Annotated in this window: 15 protein-coding genes; 3 read left to right on the forward strand and 12 right to left on the reverse strand. The window is 64.7% G+C overall.

The window, feature by feature from the left end:
- Positions 1-13 precede the first annotated feature (13 nt).
- Positions 14-1,240, forward strand: a complete 1,227-nt coding sequence (locus tag QMZ05_RS15760) for an ABC transporter substrate-binding protein (RefSeq protein ID WP_353701583.1) — start codon at positions 14-16, stop codon at positions 1,238-1,240.
- A gap of 396 nt (positions 1,241-1,636) precedes the next feature.
- Here the strand turns inward: QMZ05_RS15760 and QMZ05_RS15765 are convergent, their stop codons facing one another.
- From QMZ05_RS15765 to QMZ05_RS15820, 12 genes are all read right to left on the reverse strand, one after another.
- On the reverse strand, positions 1,637-2,470 hold the full coding sequence (locus QMZ05_RS15765; protein WP_353701584.1) for an inositol monophosphatase: 834 nt from the start codon (positions 2,468-2,470) through the stop codon (positions 1,637-1,639).
- Positions 2,471-2,527: 57 nt separating this feature from the next.
- A complete protein-coding gene (mmsB, locus tag QMZ05_RS15770) occupies positions 2,528-3,718 on the reverse strand; it encodes a multiple monosaccharide ABC transporter permease (RefSeq protein ID WP_353701585.1) in 1,191 nt (396 codons plus the stop codon).
- The gene (gene mmsA / locus QMZ05_RS15775) at positions 3,715-5,295 is read right to left on the reverse strand and encodes a multiple monosaccharide ABC transporter ATP-binding protein (RefSeq protein WP_353701586.1); all 1,581 of its coding nucleotides are present in this window, start codon (positions 5,293-5,295) and stop codon (positions 3,715-3,717) included. The genes mmsB and mmsA overlap by 4 nt, the downstream gene beginning before the upstream one ends.
- A 57-nt stretch (positions 5,296-5,352) precedes the next feature.
- Entirely contained in the window at positions 5,353-6,420 is a 1,068-nt protein-coding gene (chvE, locus tag QMZ05_RS15780) for a multiple monosaccharide ABC transporter substrate-binding protein (protein WP_353701587.1), read from the reverse strand.
- A gap of 609 nt (positions 6,421-7,029) precedes the next feature.
- On the reverse strand, positions 7,030-7,746 hold the full coding sequence (locus QMZ05_RS15785; protein ID WP_353701588.1) for an HAD family hydrolase: 717 nt from the start codon (positions 7,744-7,746) through the stop codon (positions 7,030-7,032).
- Positions 7,743-8,684, reverse strand: a complete 942-nt coding sequence (cbbX, locus tag QMZ05_RS15790) for a CbbX protein (RefSeq protein WP_353701589.1) — start codon at positions 8,682-8,684, stop codon at positions 7,743-7,745. Before cbbX ends, QMZ05_RS15785 begins: the two co-directional genes overlap by 4 nt.
- 111 nt (positions 8,685-8,795) lie before the next feature.
- Positions 8,796-9,221 carry a ribulose bisphosphate carboxylase small subunit gene (locus QMZ05_RS15795; protein ID WP_050421850.1) on the reverse strand — a complete coding sequence of 142 codons (426 nt, stop codon included), beginning with the start codon at positions 9,219-9,221 and terminating at the stop codon, positions 8,796-8,798.
- A 12-nt stretch (positions 9,222-9,233) separates the two neighbouring features.
- Positions 9,234-10,697: a form I ribulose bisphosphate carboxylase large subunit gene (locus tag QMZ05_RS15800; protein WP_353701590.1), complete on the reverse strand. Its 1,464-nt coding sequence runs from the start codon at positions 10,695-10,697 to the stop codon at positions 9,234-9,236.
- Positions 10,698-10,728: 31 nt separating this feature from the next.
- Entirely contained in the window at positions 10,729-11,811 is a 1,083-nt protein-coding gene (gene fba / locus QMZ05_RS15805) for a class II fructose-bisphosphate aldolase (protein ID WP_353701591.1), read from the reverse strand.
- A gap of 15 nt (positions 11,812-11,826) precedes the next feature.
- Complete coding sequence (gene tkt, locus QMZ05_RS15810; RefSeq protein ID WP_353701592.1) at positions 11,827-13,848, reverse strand: transketolase; 2,022 nt, start codon at positions 13,846-13,848, stop codon at positions 11,827-11,829.
- A complete protein-coding gene (locus tag QMZ05_RS15815; protein ID WP_353701593.1) occupies positions 13,845-14,720 on the reverse strand; it encodes a phosphoribulokinase in 876 nt (291 codons plus the stop codon). The genes tkt and QMZ05_RS15815 overlap by 4 nt, the downstream gene beginning before the upstream one ends.
- Positions 14,721-14,732: 12 nt before the next feature.
- Positions 14,733-15,752, reverse strand: a complete 1,020-nt coding sequence (locus QMZ05_RS15820; RefSeq protein ID WP_353701598.1) for a class 1 fructose-bisphosphatase — start codon at positions 15,750-15,752, stop codon at positions 14,733-14,735.
- A gap of 167 nt (positions 15,753-15,919) precedes the next feature.
- Here QMZ05_RS15820 and QMZ05_RS15825 point away from each other — a divergent pair, with 167 nt between their 5' ends.
- Together QMZ05_RS15825 and QMZ05_RS15830 are read left to right on the forward strand one after the other, a co-directional pair.
- A complete protein-coding gene (locus QMZ05_RS15825) occupies positions 15,920-16,846 on the forward strand; it encodes a LysR family transcriptional regulator (RefSeq protein WP_353701594.1) in 927 nt (308 codons plus the stop codon).
- A 147-nt stretch (positions 16,847-16,993) separates the two neighbouring features.
- On the forward strand, positions 16,994-18,227 hold a 1,234-nt coding region (locus QMZ05_RS15830; RefSeq protein ID WP_353701595.1), incomplete at its 3' end, for an ATP-binding protein.

Below are 18,227 nucleotides of genomic sequence, written 5' to 3' on the forward strand. Positions count from 1 at the left end.
GAGTGAACGAGGGATGTTGGACGGTTTTTGTCTTCGCGCGTGGCTTGCGGTCGCGGCAACGATCGGTGCGCTGTCGCCGGCGCTCGCGCAGAAGAACTACGGCCCGGGGGTCTCGGATACCGAGATCAAGATCGGCAATATCATGCCCTATAGCGGCCCCGCTTCCGCCTACGGCGCGATCGGCCGGACCGAAGCGGCCTATTTCAGGATGATCAACGACCAGGGCGGCATCAACGGCCGCAAAATCAATTTCATCAGCTACGACGACGGCTTCTCCCCGCCGAAATCGGTCGAGCAGGCACGCAAGCTGGTCGAGGGCGACGAGGTGCTGCTGGTGTTCCAGCCGCTCGGCACCGCACCCAATGTCGCGATCCAGAAATATCTGAACGGCAAGAAGGTCCCTCACCTCTTCATCGCATCAGGCGCGACGCGCTTCGGCGATCCCCAGGGCTTTCCGTGGACGATGGGCTGGCAGCCCAACTACCAGAGCGAGGGGCGGATCTACGCCAAATACATCCTCGACAAATTTCCGAACGGCAAGATCGCCGTGCTCTGGCAGAACGACGATGCCGGCAAGGATGCGCTCAAGGGGCTGCGCGACGGCCTCGGCGACAAGGCCAGCAGCATGATCGTCGCCGACAAGTCCTACGAGCTGACCGATCCGACGCTGGATTCGCAGATCGTGGCGCTGCGCGCCTCGGGCGCCGACATCCTGTTCACCTGGGCAGCCCCGAAGGGCGCGGCGCAGACCATCAAGAAGGTCGCCGAGCTCGGCTGGAAGCCGACCTTCTTCCTGACCTCGACCGCAACCTCGGTCGCCTCGGTGATGCGCGCCGCGGGCGTCGAAAACTCGCAAGGCATCATCTCGGTCGCCTACCTCAAGGATCCGACCGACAAGATCTGGAACGGTGATGCCGAGACCACCGAATGGCGGGCGTTCATGGACAAGTACCTGCCCGACGGCGACAAGACCAACGGCAATCACGTCTATGGCTACGCCGCCGCGCAGACGCTCGCGCAGGTGCTCAAGCAGTGCGGCGACGATCTGACGCGCGAGAACGTGATGAAGCAGGCCGCCAGCCTGAAGGACTTTGCGCCGAAGATGATCCTGCCCGGGATCAGGATCAACACCGGCGCGACCGACTTCCGTCCGATCGAGCAGTCGCAGCTGATGCGGTTCGAAGGCGAGAGCTGGACGCTGTTCGGCAACATCATCACCGGCGAGGTCGGCAGCGAGTGAGACCTCTCTCAGCGTCATGCCCGGGCGTCCGGGCATGACGCTCGCATCCCTCGGTCAGTCAGGCGTGTCGCGAGAATGTGCAGCCCACCGCCCGGCGCAACACACTCGGTGTCGTCCCTGCGAACGCAGGGACCTATAACCACAGATGCAGATTGTTGCCTAGCGGCGGAACGACGAGTCCCGTTCACAATCTCCGCCGCGGAATATGGGTCCCTGCTTTCGCAGGGACGACGCACGGGAAGAGCTGTGTACTCACTCCAATGTCATCGTCCGGCTCGACCGGGCGATCCAGTACGCCGCGGCCTCTCGGCTCAAGCACTGCTGCCTCTGGAATACTGGACCACCCGCTTTCGCGGGTGATGACACCGAGCAAGCTGTTTGACAGTTGCGACAGAACTACTCGGTCCGCGTCAGGATCGCCTGCTGTGCCGCATGCCAACTCGCCTCATCGGGTGCGCAGAGCAGGCCGCCGGTCAAATTGACCGGCTTGTAGGGTGATCCGTCGAAATGCGCGCTGTAGCCGCCGGCCTCGCGATGCAGCAGCCAGCCCGCGGCATGATCCCACGGCATCAGCTTGTTGTAGAACAACAGATGGCAATGGCCGGACGCCGCCATCCGATACTCATGCGCGGCGCATCGGAGCCAGGCACTGACGCCAAGCTTGGACAGGTTGCCGGCGACGATCGGGCGCAGCGCCTCGGGCAGGAAATTGACGCCGATCACCGCGTCCATCTGATGGACCGGCACCGCCGCGGCCACCTTCAGGTCATGCCGCCGGCCATCCGGCATGTCGAGCCACGCGCCCTCACCGCGCAGCGCGAACGCGGTGTCGTTGCAGACGGGATCATGGATCGCGCCGAACACGATCTCGCCGCGCATCGTGGCAGCCACCATGGTGCCGAACAGCGGCAGGCTCGAGGTGAAGTTCCGCGTGCCGTCGATCGGATCGACGATGAAGGCAAGCTCCGCAGTCCCGACCTGACCGAGCGCGGCCGGATCGCGCGATGTCGCTTCCTCGCCGATCACAGCCGCATTCGGAAACGCCCGGAGCAGCGCCGCCGAGATCGCCTGCTCGGCCAGCTCGTCGGCTTCGGTGACGACGTCGAATGCCGATGTCTTGGTACGGACCTCGATCTCCCGGACGCGGCGAAACCGCGGCATGATCTCGGTGCGGCCGACTTCGGCCAGGATGTTTCCGATGGTCAGCGCATCGGCATGGGACAGTTTCACGCGACATTCTCCTGCGTTGCGCAGGCATCATATCGTGAAATCATGACCGCGCGGCAATCACCGGCGCTGGTTGTAGACATCGATGCAGACGGCGCCGAGCAGGACGAGGCCCTTGATCACCTGCTGATAGTCGATGCCGATGCCGAGGATCGACATGCCGTTGTTCATCACGCCCATGATCATGGCGCCGACCACCGCGCCGCCGACCCGGCCGACGCCGCCATAGGCCGAGGCGCCGCCGATGAAGCAGGCGGCGATCACGTCGAGCTCGAAGCCGAGGCCCGCCTTCGGCGTCGCGGTGTTGAGCCGCGCGGCGAACACCAGTCCGGCGAGCGCCGCCAGCACGCCCATGTTGACGAAGGTGAAGAAGGTCAGCCGCTCGGTCTTGACGCCCGACAGCTTCGCGGCCTTGGCATTGCCGCCGACTGCGTAGATCTGCCGGCCGATCACGGTCCGCCGCGTGACAAAGCCATAGGCCGCGATCAGCACCGTCATGATAACGAGCACGTTCGGCAGGCCGCGATGCGAGGCGATCAGATAGGTGAAATAGAGCACCGCGCCGGCCAGTGCGATGCTCTTGGCGATGAAGAATGCGTAGGGCTCGACCTCGATGCCGTGCGACTGCTCGCGCGCCCGGCTCTTGGCGCTCGCCAGCACCAGCGCGAACGCCAGCACGACGCCGATCAGCAGCGAGGTCGGATAGAGCGTGCCGGCGCTCGGAAACAGTTCGGGAATGAAGCCCGACGACAGCTTCTGGAAGGTCGGCGGAAACGGCCCGACCGACCGGCCCTGCAGCACCGCCAGCGCAAGGCCCTTGAACACCAGCATGCCTGCCAAGGTCACGATGAAGGACGGAATCTTGAAATAGGCGACCCAGTAGCCCTGCGCCGCGCCGATCGCGGCACCGATCAAAAGACAGGCAATGAAGGCGATCGGATAGTCGACATGGTAGGTCACCATCAGCACCGCCGCGACCGCGCCGACGAACCCCGCGACCGAGCCGACCGACAGGTCGATATGCCCGGTGACGATCACCAGCAGCATGCCGAGCGCCATGATCACGATGTAGCTGTTCTGCAGCACGAGATTGGTGAGATTGACCGGCTGCAACAGCGTGCCGTCGGTCACGATCTCGAAGAACAGCATGATCGCGAGCAGCGACAGCAGCATGCCGTAGTTGCGCAGATTGTTCTTGATGAAGCCGGAATGCTTGGGGGCCTCGGAAAGTGACACCGTCTTGTCGGTCATTGTGCTCTGCCTCCCGCTCGCGCCTCGCTGGCAGGGGCGCCGCTTCCGGACATCCTGACATTGCGCATGATGGCGCGCATGATCTTCTCCTGCGTCGCGTCGTCCTTGGCGAACTCGCCGACGAAGGCGCCGTCATTCATCACGCAGATCCGGTCGCAGATCCCGAGCAATTCCGGCATCTCCGACGAGATCACCACGACGCCCTTGCCGGCCGCCGCGAGCTCGTTGATGATACAATAAATCTCGTACTTTGCCCCGACGTCGATGCCGCGGGTCGGCTCGTCCAGCAGCAGCACCTGCGGATCGGTCATCAGCCATTTCGACAGCACCACCTTCTGCTGGTTGCCGCCCGAGAGCTGCCCGGCCTCCTGATAGACATCGGAGCAGCGGATCCGCATCCGGTTGCGGTAGTCGCTCGCAGCCTTCAGCTCGACGACATCGTCGATCACGCCGCGATCGGCGACCTGGCGAAGGCTCGCCAGCGTCACGTTCTTGCGGACGTCGTCGGCGAGGATCAACCCGAGCTGCTTGCGGTCCTCGGTGACATAGGCGAGACCGGCGTGGATCGCGGCCGGCACGCTGGCGAAGCTCGCCTCGCGTCCGTCAAGGCTGATCTTGCCGGTGATGTTGTAGCCCCAGGCCCTGCCGAACAGGCTCATGGCGAACTCGGTGCGGCCGGCGCCCATCAGGCCGGCGATGCCGACCACCTCGCCACGCCGCACCTTGAAGTCGACGTTCTTGATCACCTGCCGGGCGGTGTGCAGCGGGTGATACACCGACCAGTTCTCCACATTCATCACGGGATCACCGATCGCGACGTTGCGCTCCGGAAAACGATGCGCGAGATCGCGGTTGACCATGCTGCGGATGATCCGGTCCTCGTCGACCGCTTCGGTCCGGCAATCGATGCTGTCGACGGTGCGGCCGTCGCGCAGCACCGTGATGCGGTCGGCGACGCGTGCGACTTCGTTCAGCTTGTGCGAGATCAGGATCGAGGCGATGCCCTGCTCGCGGAAGGCCAGCAGGCGGTCGAGCAGCGCGGCGCTGTCGGCCTCGTTGAGGCTCGCGGTCGGCTCGTCCAGGATCAGGAGGCGCACCTGCTTCGACAGCGCCTTCGCGATCTCGACCAGTTGCTGCTTGCCGACGCCGAGGTCAGTGACCAACGTGTCCGGCGATTCGCGCAGGCCGACCTGCGCCAGCAACTCCGCGGTTCGCCGGTACACCGCGTTGCGGTCGATCACCCCGTACCGCGACGGCGCGCGCGACAGGAAAATGTTCTCGGCGATCGACATCAGCGGGATCAGCGCCAGTTCCTGGTGGATGATGATGATCCCCAGGTCCTCGGAGTCGTTGATGTCGCGGAACCGGCGCTCGTCGCCGTCGAACAGGATCGACCCCTCATAGCTGCCGGCGGGGTAGACCCCGCTCAGCACCTTCATCAGGGTCGACTTGCCGGCGCCGTTCTCGCCGACCAGAGCGTGGATCTGGCCGGCTTCCACGGTGAAGCTGACGTCGCGCAGCGCCTGCACGCCGGCAAAGCTCTTGCTGACGCCGCGCATCTCAAGCATTGCCGTCATCGGATCATGTCTCGCAGCGTCGATCGGCCTCGGCGGGGTGCGTCCAGCTTACCCGCCTTAGTCGAATTGCGAGCGCTTATAGTAGCTGCTGTCAATCAGGACTTTCTCCCAATTGGTCTTGTCCACCACGACCGGCTTGAGCAGATAGGACGGAACCACCTTGACCCCGTTGTTGTAGGTCTTGGTGTCGTTGACGCTGACCTCCTTCTTGCTCAACACGGCATCGACCATGTCGGCGGTGACCTTGGCGAGATCGCGGGTGTCCTTGAAGATGGTCGAGTATTGCTCGCCGCGCAGCATCGCCTTGATCGACGGCACCTCGGCGTCCTGGCCGCTGATATACGGCATCGGCTGGTCCTTGCTGCCGTAGCCGACACCCTTCAGGGAGGAGATGATGCCGATCGACAGACCGTCATAGGGCGACAGCACCGCATCGACCCGCTTCTTGCCGTAGAAGGCGCTGAGCAGATTGTCCATCCGCGCCTGCGCGGTGGCGCCGTCCCAGCGCAGGGTCGCGACCTTGTCCATGCCCATCTGGCCGCTTGCGACCACCAGCTTGCCGCTGTCGATGTACGGCTTCAGCACCGACATCGCGCCGTCGTAGAAGAAATAGGCGTTGTTGTCGTCGGGCGAGCCGCCGAACAGCTCGATGTTGAAGGGACCCTTGCCATCCTTCAGCCCGAGCGCGTTCACGAGCGAGCTCGCCTGCAGCACGCCGACCTGGAAATTGTCGAAGGTCGCGTAATAGTCGACGTTCGGCGTGTCGCGGATCAGGCGGTCATAGGCGATGACGGTGATGCCCTGCGCCTTGGCCTGCTTCAGCGCGTCGGACAGCGTGGTGCCGTCGATCGCCGCAATGACCAGGACCTTGGCGCCCTTGGTCACCATGTTCTCGACCTGGGAGAGCTGGTTCGGAATGTCGTCGTCGGCATATTGCAGGTCGGTGCCGTAGCCGCGCTCCTTCAGCACCTTGACCATGTTGTTGCCGTCGTCGATCCAGCGTGCCGAGGATTTGGTCGGCATCGCGATGCCGATCGTCGGCTTGCTCTGGGCGAACGCGTCCGGTGCGGCCGCGGTGAGACCTGCCAACGCCAGTGCAATCAACGAGACCTTCAATCTGAACATGCGTCACTCCCTTGGCTTTTTGAGTTGTGTATCGTTGCCTTGGACAGCGTCAATCGACCGCCATCATTCGTTGGATGGTCGCAAATCTACGGCGACCTCGGATTGGCACCGGGGCCGTCACGAACCGAAATCGCGCAAATGTCGATGAGACTCGTCAACAGCGCCATGCTCGCTCCGCACGATCAACCATATCGATCCTGCAATGCCGAGGTTACCCGCAAGTCATGCCGTGCGACGAATGAGCCGTAGCAATGACGCGGAGGATCATGAGGCGCTGTCTCCCGGAATTGTTGGCGAGCGCCAGCATCCCCCATAACCTCTGGTGGTTTTGCACAGCCTCTGGCAACCTTTGGTGGATGGTGCCCTTGCCGTTCTCCGGATGCAAGCACCATTTATTCAATCACCCGAATAAATTGATCGGTGACACGGAGGGTCACGAGGCGCTATCTCCCGAAATTGTTGGCAGCCGTCATCACCTGCCAGAATTTCTGGCGGTCTGGCGCTGCTTCTGGCCGAAGATGCCCCTACTGGGCTATGGAAGCAAGCGCGATTTATTTAATCTACCGAAGAAATTATTCGGAACGGGCCGCCCGGCGGCCGCGGCGGCCTCTAGTCGTCGATCTCGGAGAGATCATCGACGGCCAGAAGCGCCTCGGCGAAATCGTCATCGCTGAAATAGGTGCTGCGGGTGATGACCACGGGGATGCCGGCCCGCGCGGCGGCGGCGAGGCCGTTGCCGGAATCCTCCACCGCGATGCAATCCGCCGGCCCGAGCCCGAGCCGCGCCAGGACCTCGAGATAGACGTCCGGAGCCGGCTTCTTCCGTGGCACTTCGTCGCCGGCGACGATCGCCTCGAACAGATCGGCCCAGCCCAGCCCCAGCGCAATCGACAGCAGCGCATCGATATTGCCATGCGAGGTGGTGGTGGCGATCGCAAGCCGCTGGCCGCGATGGCGCGCACCGGCGAGCCAGGCCCTCACGCCCGGCCGCAACGGACAGCCGCCTGCCGCGATCAGCGCCGCGTAGCGCCTGGTCTTGATCCTGTGCAGGTCGGCGATATCTGCGAATGTCAGCATAGGCACCGCGTTGCGCTCATCGAAGGCGCGGATGCGCTCCTTGCCGCCGGCGACCCGAAGCAGCCGCCCGTAGGTGACCTGGTCCCAGAACCAGTCGAGGCCGGCCTCGGCGAACGCCTCGTTGAAGGCGCGGCGATGCACCTCCTCGGTTTCGGCGAGCGTACCGTCGACATCGAAGATCAAGGCGCGCGCCCCAGCAATGATGTCGCGCATCCCCGCGGTCCGGATCGCTGCGAGCGCCCGGTTCATCGCCCCTCGCCTGCAGCGCCGGCGCCCTTTGCGAACACGCGGCTCGCCAGCACATCGCCGGCCTCGATCGACATCACGTCGTCGACCGTGAGCGTGCGGTCGAGCTTCGCCACGATCCGGTTGGCCTGGCGCAGCCGGATGCGGTCGAGCGCGTTGCGGATCGAGCGCGCATTGGAGAACAGCGGCTGCTCCTTGCGAATGCCGATGTACCGGGTGAAGGCCTCGCGTGCTTCCGGGGAGAAACGATAATTCTGCTGCTGCAACATCAGCTCGGCGATCCAGAGCAGCTCCGGATCCGAATAGTCCGGGAAGTCGATGTGATGGGCGATGCGGGAGCGGAAACCCGGATTGCTCTGGAAGAACTTCTCCATGCGGTCGCCATAGCCGGCCAGGATCACCACCAGATCCTCGCGCTGCTGTTCCATGATCTGCAGCAGGATCTCGATCGCCTCTTGCCCGTAATCGCGCTCGTTCTCGGGACGATACAGGTAATAGGCCTCGTCGATGAACAAGACGCCGCCCATCGCCTTCTTCAATATCTCTTTCGTCTTCGGCGCGGTGTGGCCGATATATTGCCCGACAAGATCATCGCGCGTGACGCTGATGACGTGGCCGCGGCGGACGAAGCCGAGCTTGTGCAGGATGCCGGCCATCCGCAGCGCGACCGTGGTCTTGCCGGTGCCGGGATTGCCGGTGAACGACATGTGCAGGGTCGGAAATGTCGTCGCCAGCGCCATCTTCTGCCTGATGCGTTCGACCAGCAGGAGCGAAGCGATCTCGCGGATGCGGGTCTTGACGGGCTTCAAGCCGATCAATTCGGAATCGAGCTGGTCGAGCACGTCGCCGATACCGAGATCGGCGAATTCATGCCGAAGGTCGATGGTCTCGAGCGGGCTCTCGCGGATTTGTTGGCTGATTTGTTCTTGCGGTTGCGTCATCATCCTCTCGCTTCGAAAAAAGCTCCGTCGCCGCGGCGGGCGACGACGGAGAAGTGCATCCGGACCAGGCGGTCGAGGGAGCAACCCGCCTGGCTTGCCAACCGGACGCGGTCACTGATCGGCGTAGCGTTCGCCCTCGGGGCGAACAGCCGCATAGGAATACGTCGCGTAGCGGACGTTGCGGCCGGCAGCTTCCTGACGGTCGAGCCGGAAGCCGGGCTCCTCGCGCGGCCGGTTGACGATGAATGAGATCCGAACCGACTCCCAGCCGTGGCTGGAATCGAAGCCGGAGATCCGGATGTAGCGGTCGCCATAGACCCGCCGGCAGTCCGCGAGCTCCTTCATGATGCCGGCCGCATCGCGCAGGTCGAACATCGGCAGGCCCCACATGTCCCAGTAGGTGTTGCGGGGGTGCGGATCGTCGGTGAACTCGATGTTCACCGCCCAGCCCTTGTCGAGGCAGTATTGGACCTGCGCGGCGATCTGTTCGTCGGTCAGATCGGGCAGGAATGAGAAGCAGCCTTGGGTCACGCGCATGAGAAACTCCTGTCAGACCGCCGTGCTTGGCGTGGGAACGAAATCGGGGGCATCCGTCGATTCGTAGTTGAAGGTGACGTCCTTCCAGACGTCGAGCGCCTCGCGCAGAGGCGTGCAGGTCTGCGCCGCCTTGGCCAGGATCTCCGGGCCTTCATGGACGTAGTCGCGCCCCTCGTTGCGGGCGAGGATCATGGCTTCCAGCGCGACGCGGTTGGCGGTGGCGCCGGCCTGGATACCGCGGGGGTGGCCGATCGTACCGCCGCCGAACTGCAGCACGACGTCCTCGCCGAGCAGGTCGAGCAGCTGGTGCATCTGGCCGGCATGAATGCCGCCGGAGGCCACCGGCATCAGCTTGTTGAGGCTCGCCCAGTTCTGGTCGAAGAACACGCCGTGCTCGAGCTGCATCGGGTTGAAGTCCTCGCGGCAGATGTCGTAGTAGCCGCGCGTGGTGTTCGGGTCGCCCTCGAGCTTGCCGACCACGGTGCCGGCGTGGATGTGATCGACGCCGGCGAGCCGCATCCACTTCGCGATCACGCGGAACGAGACGCCGTGGTTGCGCTGCCGCGTGTAGGTCGAGTGGCCGGCGCGATGCAGATGCAGGATCATGTTGTTCCGGCGCGCCCACTTCGCCATCGACTGGATCGCGGTGTAGCCGATCACGAGGTCGATCATGACGATGTTGGAGCCGAGCTCATGGGCGAATTCGGCGCGCTCGTACATGTCCTCCATGGTCGCCGCAGTGACGTTAAGGTAGCTGCCCTTGATCTCGCCGGTCGCGGCCTGCGCGCGATTGACCGCCTCCATGCAGTACAGGAAGCGCTCGCGCCAGTGCATGAAGGGCTGCGAGTTGATGTTCTCGTCGTCCTTGGTGAAGTCGAGGCCGCCTTTCAAGGCTTCATAAACAACACGGCCATAGTTGCGGCCGGACAGGCCGAGCTTCGGCTTCACGGTGGCGCCGAGCAAGGGACGGCCGAACTTGTCGAGCCGCTCGCGTTCCACCACGATGCCGGTGGCCGGGCCCTGGAAGGTCTTCACATAGGCAGTCGGCAGCCGCATGTCCTCGAGGCGCAACGCCTTCAGCGGCTTGAAACCGAACACGTTACCGATGATCGAGGCGGTCAGGTTCGAAATCGATCCCCCCTCGAACAAATCGAGGTCATAGGCGATATAGGCGAAGTAGCTGCCGGGGGAATTCGGCACCGGATCGACGCGATAGCATTTCGCCCGGTACTTCTCCGCAGCCGTCAGCCGGTCGGTCCACACCACGGTCCAGGTCGCGGTCGAGGATTCGCCCGCCACCGCCGCGCAGGCTTCGGTCGGATCGACGCCGTCCTGCGGGGTGACGCGGAACAAGGCGATGACGTCGGTGTCCTTGGGCTCATAGTCCGGCTCCCAATAGCCCATACGCTTGTATTCCATCACGCCGGACTTGTAGCGATCCTTGCCCCGCACGGTGATCGACTGCTGCACGTTCATCGGAATCTCCTGTGTTTCGCTGGCCATTTGCTCAGGCGGCCTGGGTCATTTTTCCAATCTGCGGATCGAGCGCACCGGCGCGATAGCGGCGGGCCATCTCGGGCAGCCCGACCACCTTGATCCTCGCGGCATTGCCGGCGGTGCCGAACTGCTCGAAGCGGTCGCGGCAGAGCTCGCGCAGCGCATCCATCGCCGGCTTCAGGAACTTGCGTGGATCGAATTCACTCTTCGACTGCGTGGCGACCTTGCGGAAGGCCGCGGCCATCGCCAGGCGACAGTCGGTGTCGATGTTGACCTTGCGCACGCCATGCTTGATGCCGCGGACGATCTCCTCGACCGGCACGCCCCAGGTCTGCGGCATCTCACCGCCGAACTGGTTGAACACGTCCTGCAGCGCCTGCGGCACCGAGGACGAGCCGTGCATCACCAGATGCGTGTTCGGCAGCCGCGTATGGATCTCCTCGACCACGCGCATCGCCAGGATCTCCCCGTCGGGCTTGCGCGTAAACTTGTAGGCGCCGTGCGAGGTACCCATCGCGATCGCCAGCGCATCGACCTTGGTGGCGCGGACGAAATCGACCGCCTGGTCCGGGTCGGTGAGCAGCTGGTCGTGGCTGATCTGACCTTCAACCCCGTGACCGTCCTCCTGCTCGCCGCCGCCATGCTCGAGCGAGCCGAGCACACCGAGCTCGCCTTCGACCGACGCGCCGACCCAGTGCGCCATCTCGACGACGCGGCGCGTGATGTCGACGTTGTAATCATAGTCGGCCGCGGTCTTGGCGTCGGCCTTGAGCGAGCCGTCCATCATCACGGAGGTGAAACCGTAGCGGATCGCGGTGGCGCAGGTCGCCTCCTCGTTGCCGTGGTCGAGATGCAGGCAGAGCGGGATCTGCGGATGCATCTCCTCCAGCGCGTCGATCATCTTCGCCAGCATGATGTCGTTGGCATAAGACCGCGCGCCGCGCGACGCCTGGATGATCACAGGCGCATCGCAGGCGGCAGCCGCCTCCATGATGGCGAGACCCTGCTCCATGTTGTTGATGTTGAAGGCCGGCACGCCGTAGCCGCGTTCGGCGGCGTGGTCCAGCAATTGCCTCAGTGTGATCCGCGCCATCGTGGCGTCCTCCCTTCAATTCACTCGTTGCATGAGCTGTTTTGCTGCGGCGGCGACCGCCGCAGGCGTGATGCCGAACTCGCGGTACAGCACATCGGCCGGCGCCGACGCGCCGAAGCCGGTCATGCCGACGAACGCTCCGTTGTCACCGAGCCAGCGGGCCCAGTCGCCTTCGACGGCGGCTTCGACGCCGACGCGCGGCGCGCTGCCCAGAACTTTTGCGCGATAGTCGCTCGGCTGCTGGCGGAACAGGTCGAAGCACGGGGCCGAGACGACCGCGGCCTGTACCCCTGCTTCCGCCAGCAGCTTTGCGGCTTCGAGCGCGATCGCCACCTCCGAACCCGTTGCAATCAGGGTGACGTCACGCGCGAAGGACGGCTCGACGAGAACGTAGGCGCCGAGCGCGACCTGGTTGTCCTTGCTGCCATCGCGCACCGTCGGCAGCGCCTGCCGCGACAGGCAAAGGATCGACGGCGAGGTCTCCGCCTTCAGCGCGCAGTCCCAGGCTTCCGCGGTCTCGACCGCGTCGGCCGGACGGAACACCAGCACGTTCGGGATCGCCCGCAGCGCCGCCAGATGCTCGACCGGCTGATGCGTCGGACCGTCCTCGCCAAGCCCGATCGAATCGTGCGTCATCACATGGATGACGCGGATCCCCATCAGCGCCGCAAGACGGATCGCGGGGCGGCTGTAATCCGCAAAGCTGAGGAAGGTGCCGCCATAGGGAATGAAGCCGCCATGCAAGGCGATGCCGTTCATCGCCGCCGCCATGCCGTGCTCACGGATGCCGTAGTGGATGTAGCTGCCGTCGAGCGTTTCCGGCCGCACCGACACCTGCGACTTCGCCTGCGTCAGGTTGGAGTGCGTGAGGTCGGCCGAGCCGCCCAGGAGATTGGGCAGCGCTTCGGCGATCACGTCGATGACCTGCTGCGAGGCCTGCCGCGTCGCAAGCTTCGGCTGTTCGGTGGCAAAGCGCTCAACGAGCGCTGCCATTGCCTTGGTGTAGGCACAGGGCAGTTTCCGGTTCAGCGCGTCGTGGAACGGCGACCGTTCGCCCTTGTCAGCCTTGCACGCGGCGCGCGAGCGCTCGATCCAGGCGCGTCGCGCATCGCGGCCGCGGCCGCCGAGCTCGCGCCATTCGGCCAGCACCGCATCGGGCACTTCGAAGGCCGGATACGGCCAGCGCAGCGCGCTACGGGTCTTCGCCACCTCGTCGGTGCCGAGCGGCGCGCCATGCACCTTCTCGCTGCCCTGCCGGTTCGGCGCACCGAACCCGATCACCGTGCGGCAGGCGATCAGCGAGGGCCGATCGCTCGCGCGCGCCTGCCTGATTGCCGCGGCGATCGCCTGCGGATCGTGGCCGTCGATGCGGCAGACGTTCCAGCCGCTGGCCGCAAACCGCGCCGCCTGATCATCCGAGCAGGACAGCGAGGTCGCACCGTCGATCGAGATATGGTTGTCGTCGAACAGCACGATGAGCCGGTTCAGCCGCAGATGGCCGGCGAGCGAGATCGCCTCATGGCTGAGGCCTTCCATCAGGCAGCCATCGCCGGCGACCACATAGGTGAAGTGGTCGACGAGCTCGTCGCCAAAGCGGGCGTTCATCAAGCGCTCGGCGAGCGCCATGCCGACCGCGGTCGCGATCCCCTGCCCGAGCGGACCGGTCGTGGTCTCGACACCGGGTGTATGGCCATATTCGGGATGGCCGGGGGTCTGCGATCCCCACTGGCGGAACGCCTTGAGCTGATCGAGCGTCATGCTCTCGTAGCCGGTGAGATAGAGCAGCGCGTAGAGCAGCATCGAGCCGTGCCCCGCCGACAGCACGAAGCGGTCGCGGTCGGGCCAGGCCGGATCGGCCGGATCGAACTTCAGGAAGTCGGTGAACAGCACGGTCGCGACATCGGCCATGCCCATCGGCATGCCGGGATGGCCGGATTTCGCCTGCTCAACCGCGTCGACGGCGAGGAAGCGGATGGCATTCGCCATCTCGTCGTGGCTGATGTCGGGGCGGCTGGCAACGGACGCAAGTGCGGTCATATCGTTCGCCTCTTTCGTTCGATCAGTTGCAGGATCAGCGGGGTCAGGATGAGCTGCATCGCGAGGTCGAGCTTGGCGCCATGCACCACGATCGAATTGGCGCGCGACATGAAGCTGTTCGGGATCATCGAGAGCAGGTAGGGGAAATCGATGCCGCGGGGGTTCTTCAGCCGGATCACGACCATCGATTCATCAGGGGTCGGGATCCAGCGCGCGATGAACGGGTTCGAGGTGTCGACCGTCGGCACGCGCTGGAAGTTGATGTCGGTCTCGGTGAATTGCGGGCAGATGTAGTTCACGTAATCCGGCATGCGGCGCAGGATGGTGTCGGTCACCGCCTCGGTCGAGTAGCCGCGATGGCTGCGGTCGCGATGCAGCTTCTGGATCCATTCGAGGTTGATGACCGGCACGACCCCGATCTTGAGGTCGGCGTGCTGCGCGACGTTCACCTTGTCGGTGACCACGGCGCCGTGCAGGCCCTCATAGAACAAGAGGTCGGAATTCTCCGGCAACGCTTCCCAGGCGGTGAAGGTGCCGGGCTTGGCGCCATAGAGCCGCGATTCCTCCTCGTCGTGCACATAGTGCCGCGTCGTTCCGGTGCCGGTCTCGGCATAGTCGCGGAACAGCTTTTCCAGCTCCTCGAACAGATTGGTCTCGGGGCTGAAATGGCTGAAGTGCTTGTTGCCGTGCTCGGCCCGCTCCGCCATCAGGCTGCGCATCTCGGCGCGGTCGTAGCGGTGGAAGGCGTCGCCCTCGATATAGGCCGCAACCACGTTCTCGCGGCGGAAGATGTTCTCGAACGTCTTCTTCACCGAGGTGGTGCCGGCGCCGGACGAGCCGGTGATCGAGATGATGGGATACCTGCGAGACATGCGCTCCCCCCTTCAGCGGAACAGGCCGCGCCGCGCGAACAGCGGGGCATCGCTGCTCTCGAACAACGGCTCGACGGTCAGGTGGATCGCATCGACGTCGCGCACGGCGCGCGCCGATCCCATGATCAGCGGCACGCGCTGATGCGGCGTGCGTGCCGAGAGTTCGAGAATCCGCGACCGGCCGCTCGACGCCGCACCGCCGGCCCATTCCATGATCAGCGCGATGGGGTGCGCTTCATACAGCAGCCGCAGCCGGCCTTCGCGGTAGCCCTGGCGCGCATCCGCCGGATACAGGAACACGCCGCCGCGCATCAGGATGCGGTAGGCTTCCGCCACCAGCGAGCCGATCCAGCGCATGTTGAAGTCCTGCCCGCGCTCGCCGTTCACGCCGGCCAGGCACTCGTCGATATAGTTGCGCACCTGGCCGCTCCAGTGCCGCCGGTTCGAGGCATTGATGGCGAATTCAGGCGTATCCTGCGGCACCCGCAGGTCGCGCGCAGTCAGCACGAACTCGCCGGTTCGCGGATCCAGCGTGAAGCCGTCGACGCGCTGGTCGAGCGCCAGCACCAGCACGGTCTGCGGACCGTAGATGAAGCAGCCTGCGGCACATTGCGCCGTGCCGGGCTCGAAGAAGGTCGAGATGATGTCGTTGCCCTTCGGCCGGATCGAGAAGATCGTGCCGATCGAGATATTGTTTTCGAGATTGGCGGATCCATCGAGCGGATCGATCGCGACACAGAGCGGCGCATCCGGATCGAGCGTCTCGGGCAGCTCGACCTCCTCCGAGACAACCGCGGCGACCGGCGCGGCGCGCAGCGCGTCGCGCATCAGGCGGTCGGCGACGATGTCGATGGTCTTCTGGCGATCGCCGTCGGGATTGACACCACCGCTCTCGCCGACGATGCCGGCGAGCGGCCCGGCGGCAATGATGCGCGACAGCTCGATCGCGGCACCGGCAAGCGCTTCGATCACCGCAACGGTCGCGGCGCGCAACGGGCTATGCCGCGTCGGCCACTCCAGATGGGCATGCAATGCAGGACGAATCTCCACCGGCCTCTCCCTTTGATCGCGCCCTCTGTCCCGAGGTGTCGAGAGGCGACCACAGGGGAGTCGCCTTCGCCGTATCAACGCGCGAATTGCCCAATTAGGGAAATTTTATTATCTTTGGTCCGGGCAAAGTATTTCTTATGGAGCTGGGCATGGCCGGCAACTTCACGCGGGATCTCACCATTCGCCAGTTGCGCGCACTCTCCACCCTGCACGAGGCCGGCTCGATTACGTCGGCGGCCAACCGGTTGAACCTGACGCAACCCGCGGTGACATTGCAGCTCCGCAACCTGCAAACGCTCGCGGGACTGCCGTTGATCCAGCGTACCGGCGACGGCATGGCGCTGACGGATGCCGGCGCGCACGTGCTGACGCTGGTCGAGCGGATCGAGGCGGCGCTGAAGGATTGCGAGCAGTCGCTCGACATGATCGCAGGCCGCAGCGGCGGCCGCGTCGCGATGGGCGCGGTCTCGACCGCGAAATACTTCGTGCCGTTCGCGATCGCGGCGTTCTCGCGCCGCTTTCCCAAGATCGAGGTGACGCTGCGGATCGGCAACCGCGAGGAAATCCGCGACGCGCTGCGCGGCTACGATCTCGACATCGCTGTCATGGGCAGGCCGCCGGCCGATGTCGAGGTCGAGATGAAGCCGCTCGGCCGCCATCCGCACTTCATCATCGCCGCACCCGATCATCGGCTGGCGCGGCGACGGCACGTCTCCCCGCCGGAGCTCGCCAACGAAACCTTCATCACCCGCGAGCAGGGATCCGGCACGCGGATGCTGATGCAGCAATATTTCGAGCGGGTCGGCCTTGAGCCGAAGCTCGGCATGGCGATGGACAGCAACGAGACCATCAAGCAGGCGGTCATGGCCGGGCTCGGCATCGCCTTCATTTCCCAGCACACCGTGTTCCACGAGCTGGAGGACGGCCGGCTGGTGGTGCTCAAGGTGAAGGGCCTGCCGATCGTCCGGCAGTGGCACGCGATCAGGCGCACCGACAAGATCCTGCTGCCGCCCGCGCAGGCGATGCTGGAGTTCCTCGGCAAGGAGGGTTGGCGCTACCTGCCGAATTCGCACTAACTGCAACGCGTGCGCGATCGAGAAAATCAAGCCGATACCGTATGTTAACCATTGAAGTTCCGGCAAGCGCATGTCACATCTTGGGTGCGGTCAGTGGCGGACCGTATCCCTGCGAGGGAGGATGAACTGCAAAATCAGTCCCCGCCGATGCCTGACTTCAAGGCGTTATTCGAGGCGGCGCCCGGCCTCTATCTGGTGCTGACCCAGCCCGACTTCCGTATCGTGGCAGCAAGTGACGCCTATCTGCGCGCCACCAAGACCGAGCGCGCCGCGATCCTTGGGCGCGTGCTATTCGAGATCTTTCCCGATAATCCGGATGATCCTGCCGCTGACGGCGTGCGGAACCTGCGCGCCTCGCTCGAGCGCGTGGTCCAATTCCGCCGCCCGGACACGATGTCGGTGCAGAAATACGATATCCGCAAGCCCGAGTCGGAGGGCGGCGGATTCGAGGAAAAGTACTGGAGCCCGCGCAATACGCCGGTGTTCGGACCGAGCGGTCAGTTCATCTACATCATCCACCGGGTCGAAGACGTCACCGGCTTCATCCAGCTGAAGCAGCGCGGCGCCGAGCAGGACAAGCTGACCGACCGGCTGCGCGAGCGCACCGAGCAGATGGAAGCCGAGATCTTCATGCGCGCGCGCGAGGTCGAGGCCGCCCGCGAGCAGCTCGAAGCCGAGCAGAAGCTGCGCCAGGTTCAGAAGATGGAGGCCGTCGGACACCTCACCGGCGGCATTGCCCACGACTTCAACAACATCCTCACCGTCATCACCGGACTGATCGACATCCTCGCCGAGGCCGTCGAACACGATGCTGCGCTGTCGTCGGTGACAAAAATGATCAGCGATGCCGCCTTCCGCGGCGCCGAGGTGACCAAGCACCTGCTGGCGTTCTCGCGACAGCAGCCGCTGCAACCGCGCGAGGCAAACCTCAACACGCTGGTGCAGGACACCGCGCGGCTGCTGCGCCCCTCGCTCGGCGAGCAGATCGAGATCGATACCGCGCTCGAGCCCGACGCCTGGCCGGCGTTCATCGATCCCAACCACATGGCGACGGCGCTGCTCAACCTCGCCGTCAATGCCCGCGATGCGATGCCCGACGGCGGCAAGCTGATGCTGGAGACCAGCAACGTCATCCTCGACGAGGTCTATGCCGCGGCCAACCCCGACGTACACGCGGGTGAATATGTGATGGTCGCGGTCAGCGACACCGGCGGCGGCATCCCCGCGGCGATCCGCGACAAGGTGTTCGAACCGTTCTTCACCACCAAGGACACCGGCAAGGGCACCGGCCTTGGGCTCAGCATGGTCTACGGCTTCATCAAGCAGTCCGACGGCCACCTCAAGATCTATTCCGAAGAAGGCCACGGCACGTCGATCAAGC

Source organism: Bradyrhizobium sp. INPA03-11B (assembly GCF_040446015.1).
GTDB lineage: Bacteria > Pseudomonadota > Alphaproteobacteria > Rhizobiales > Xanthobacteraceae > Bradyrhizobium > Bradyrhizobium macuxiense_A.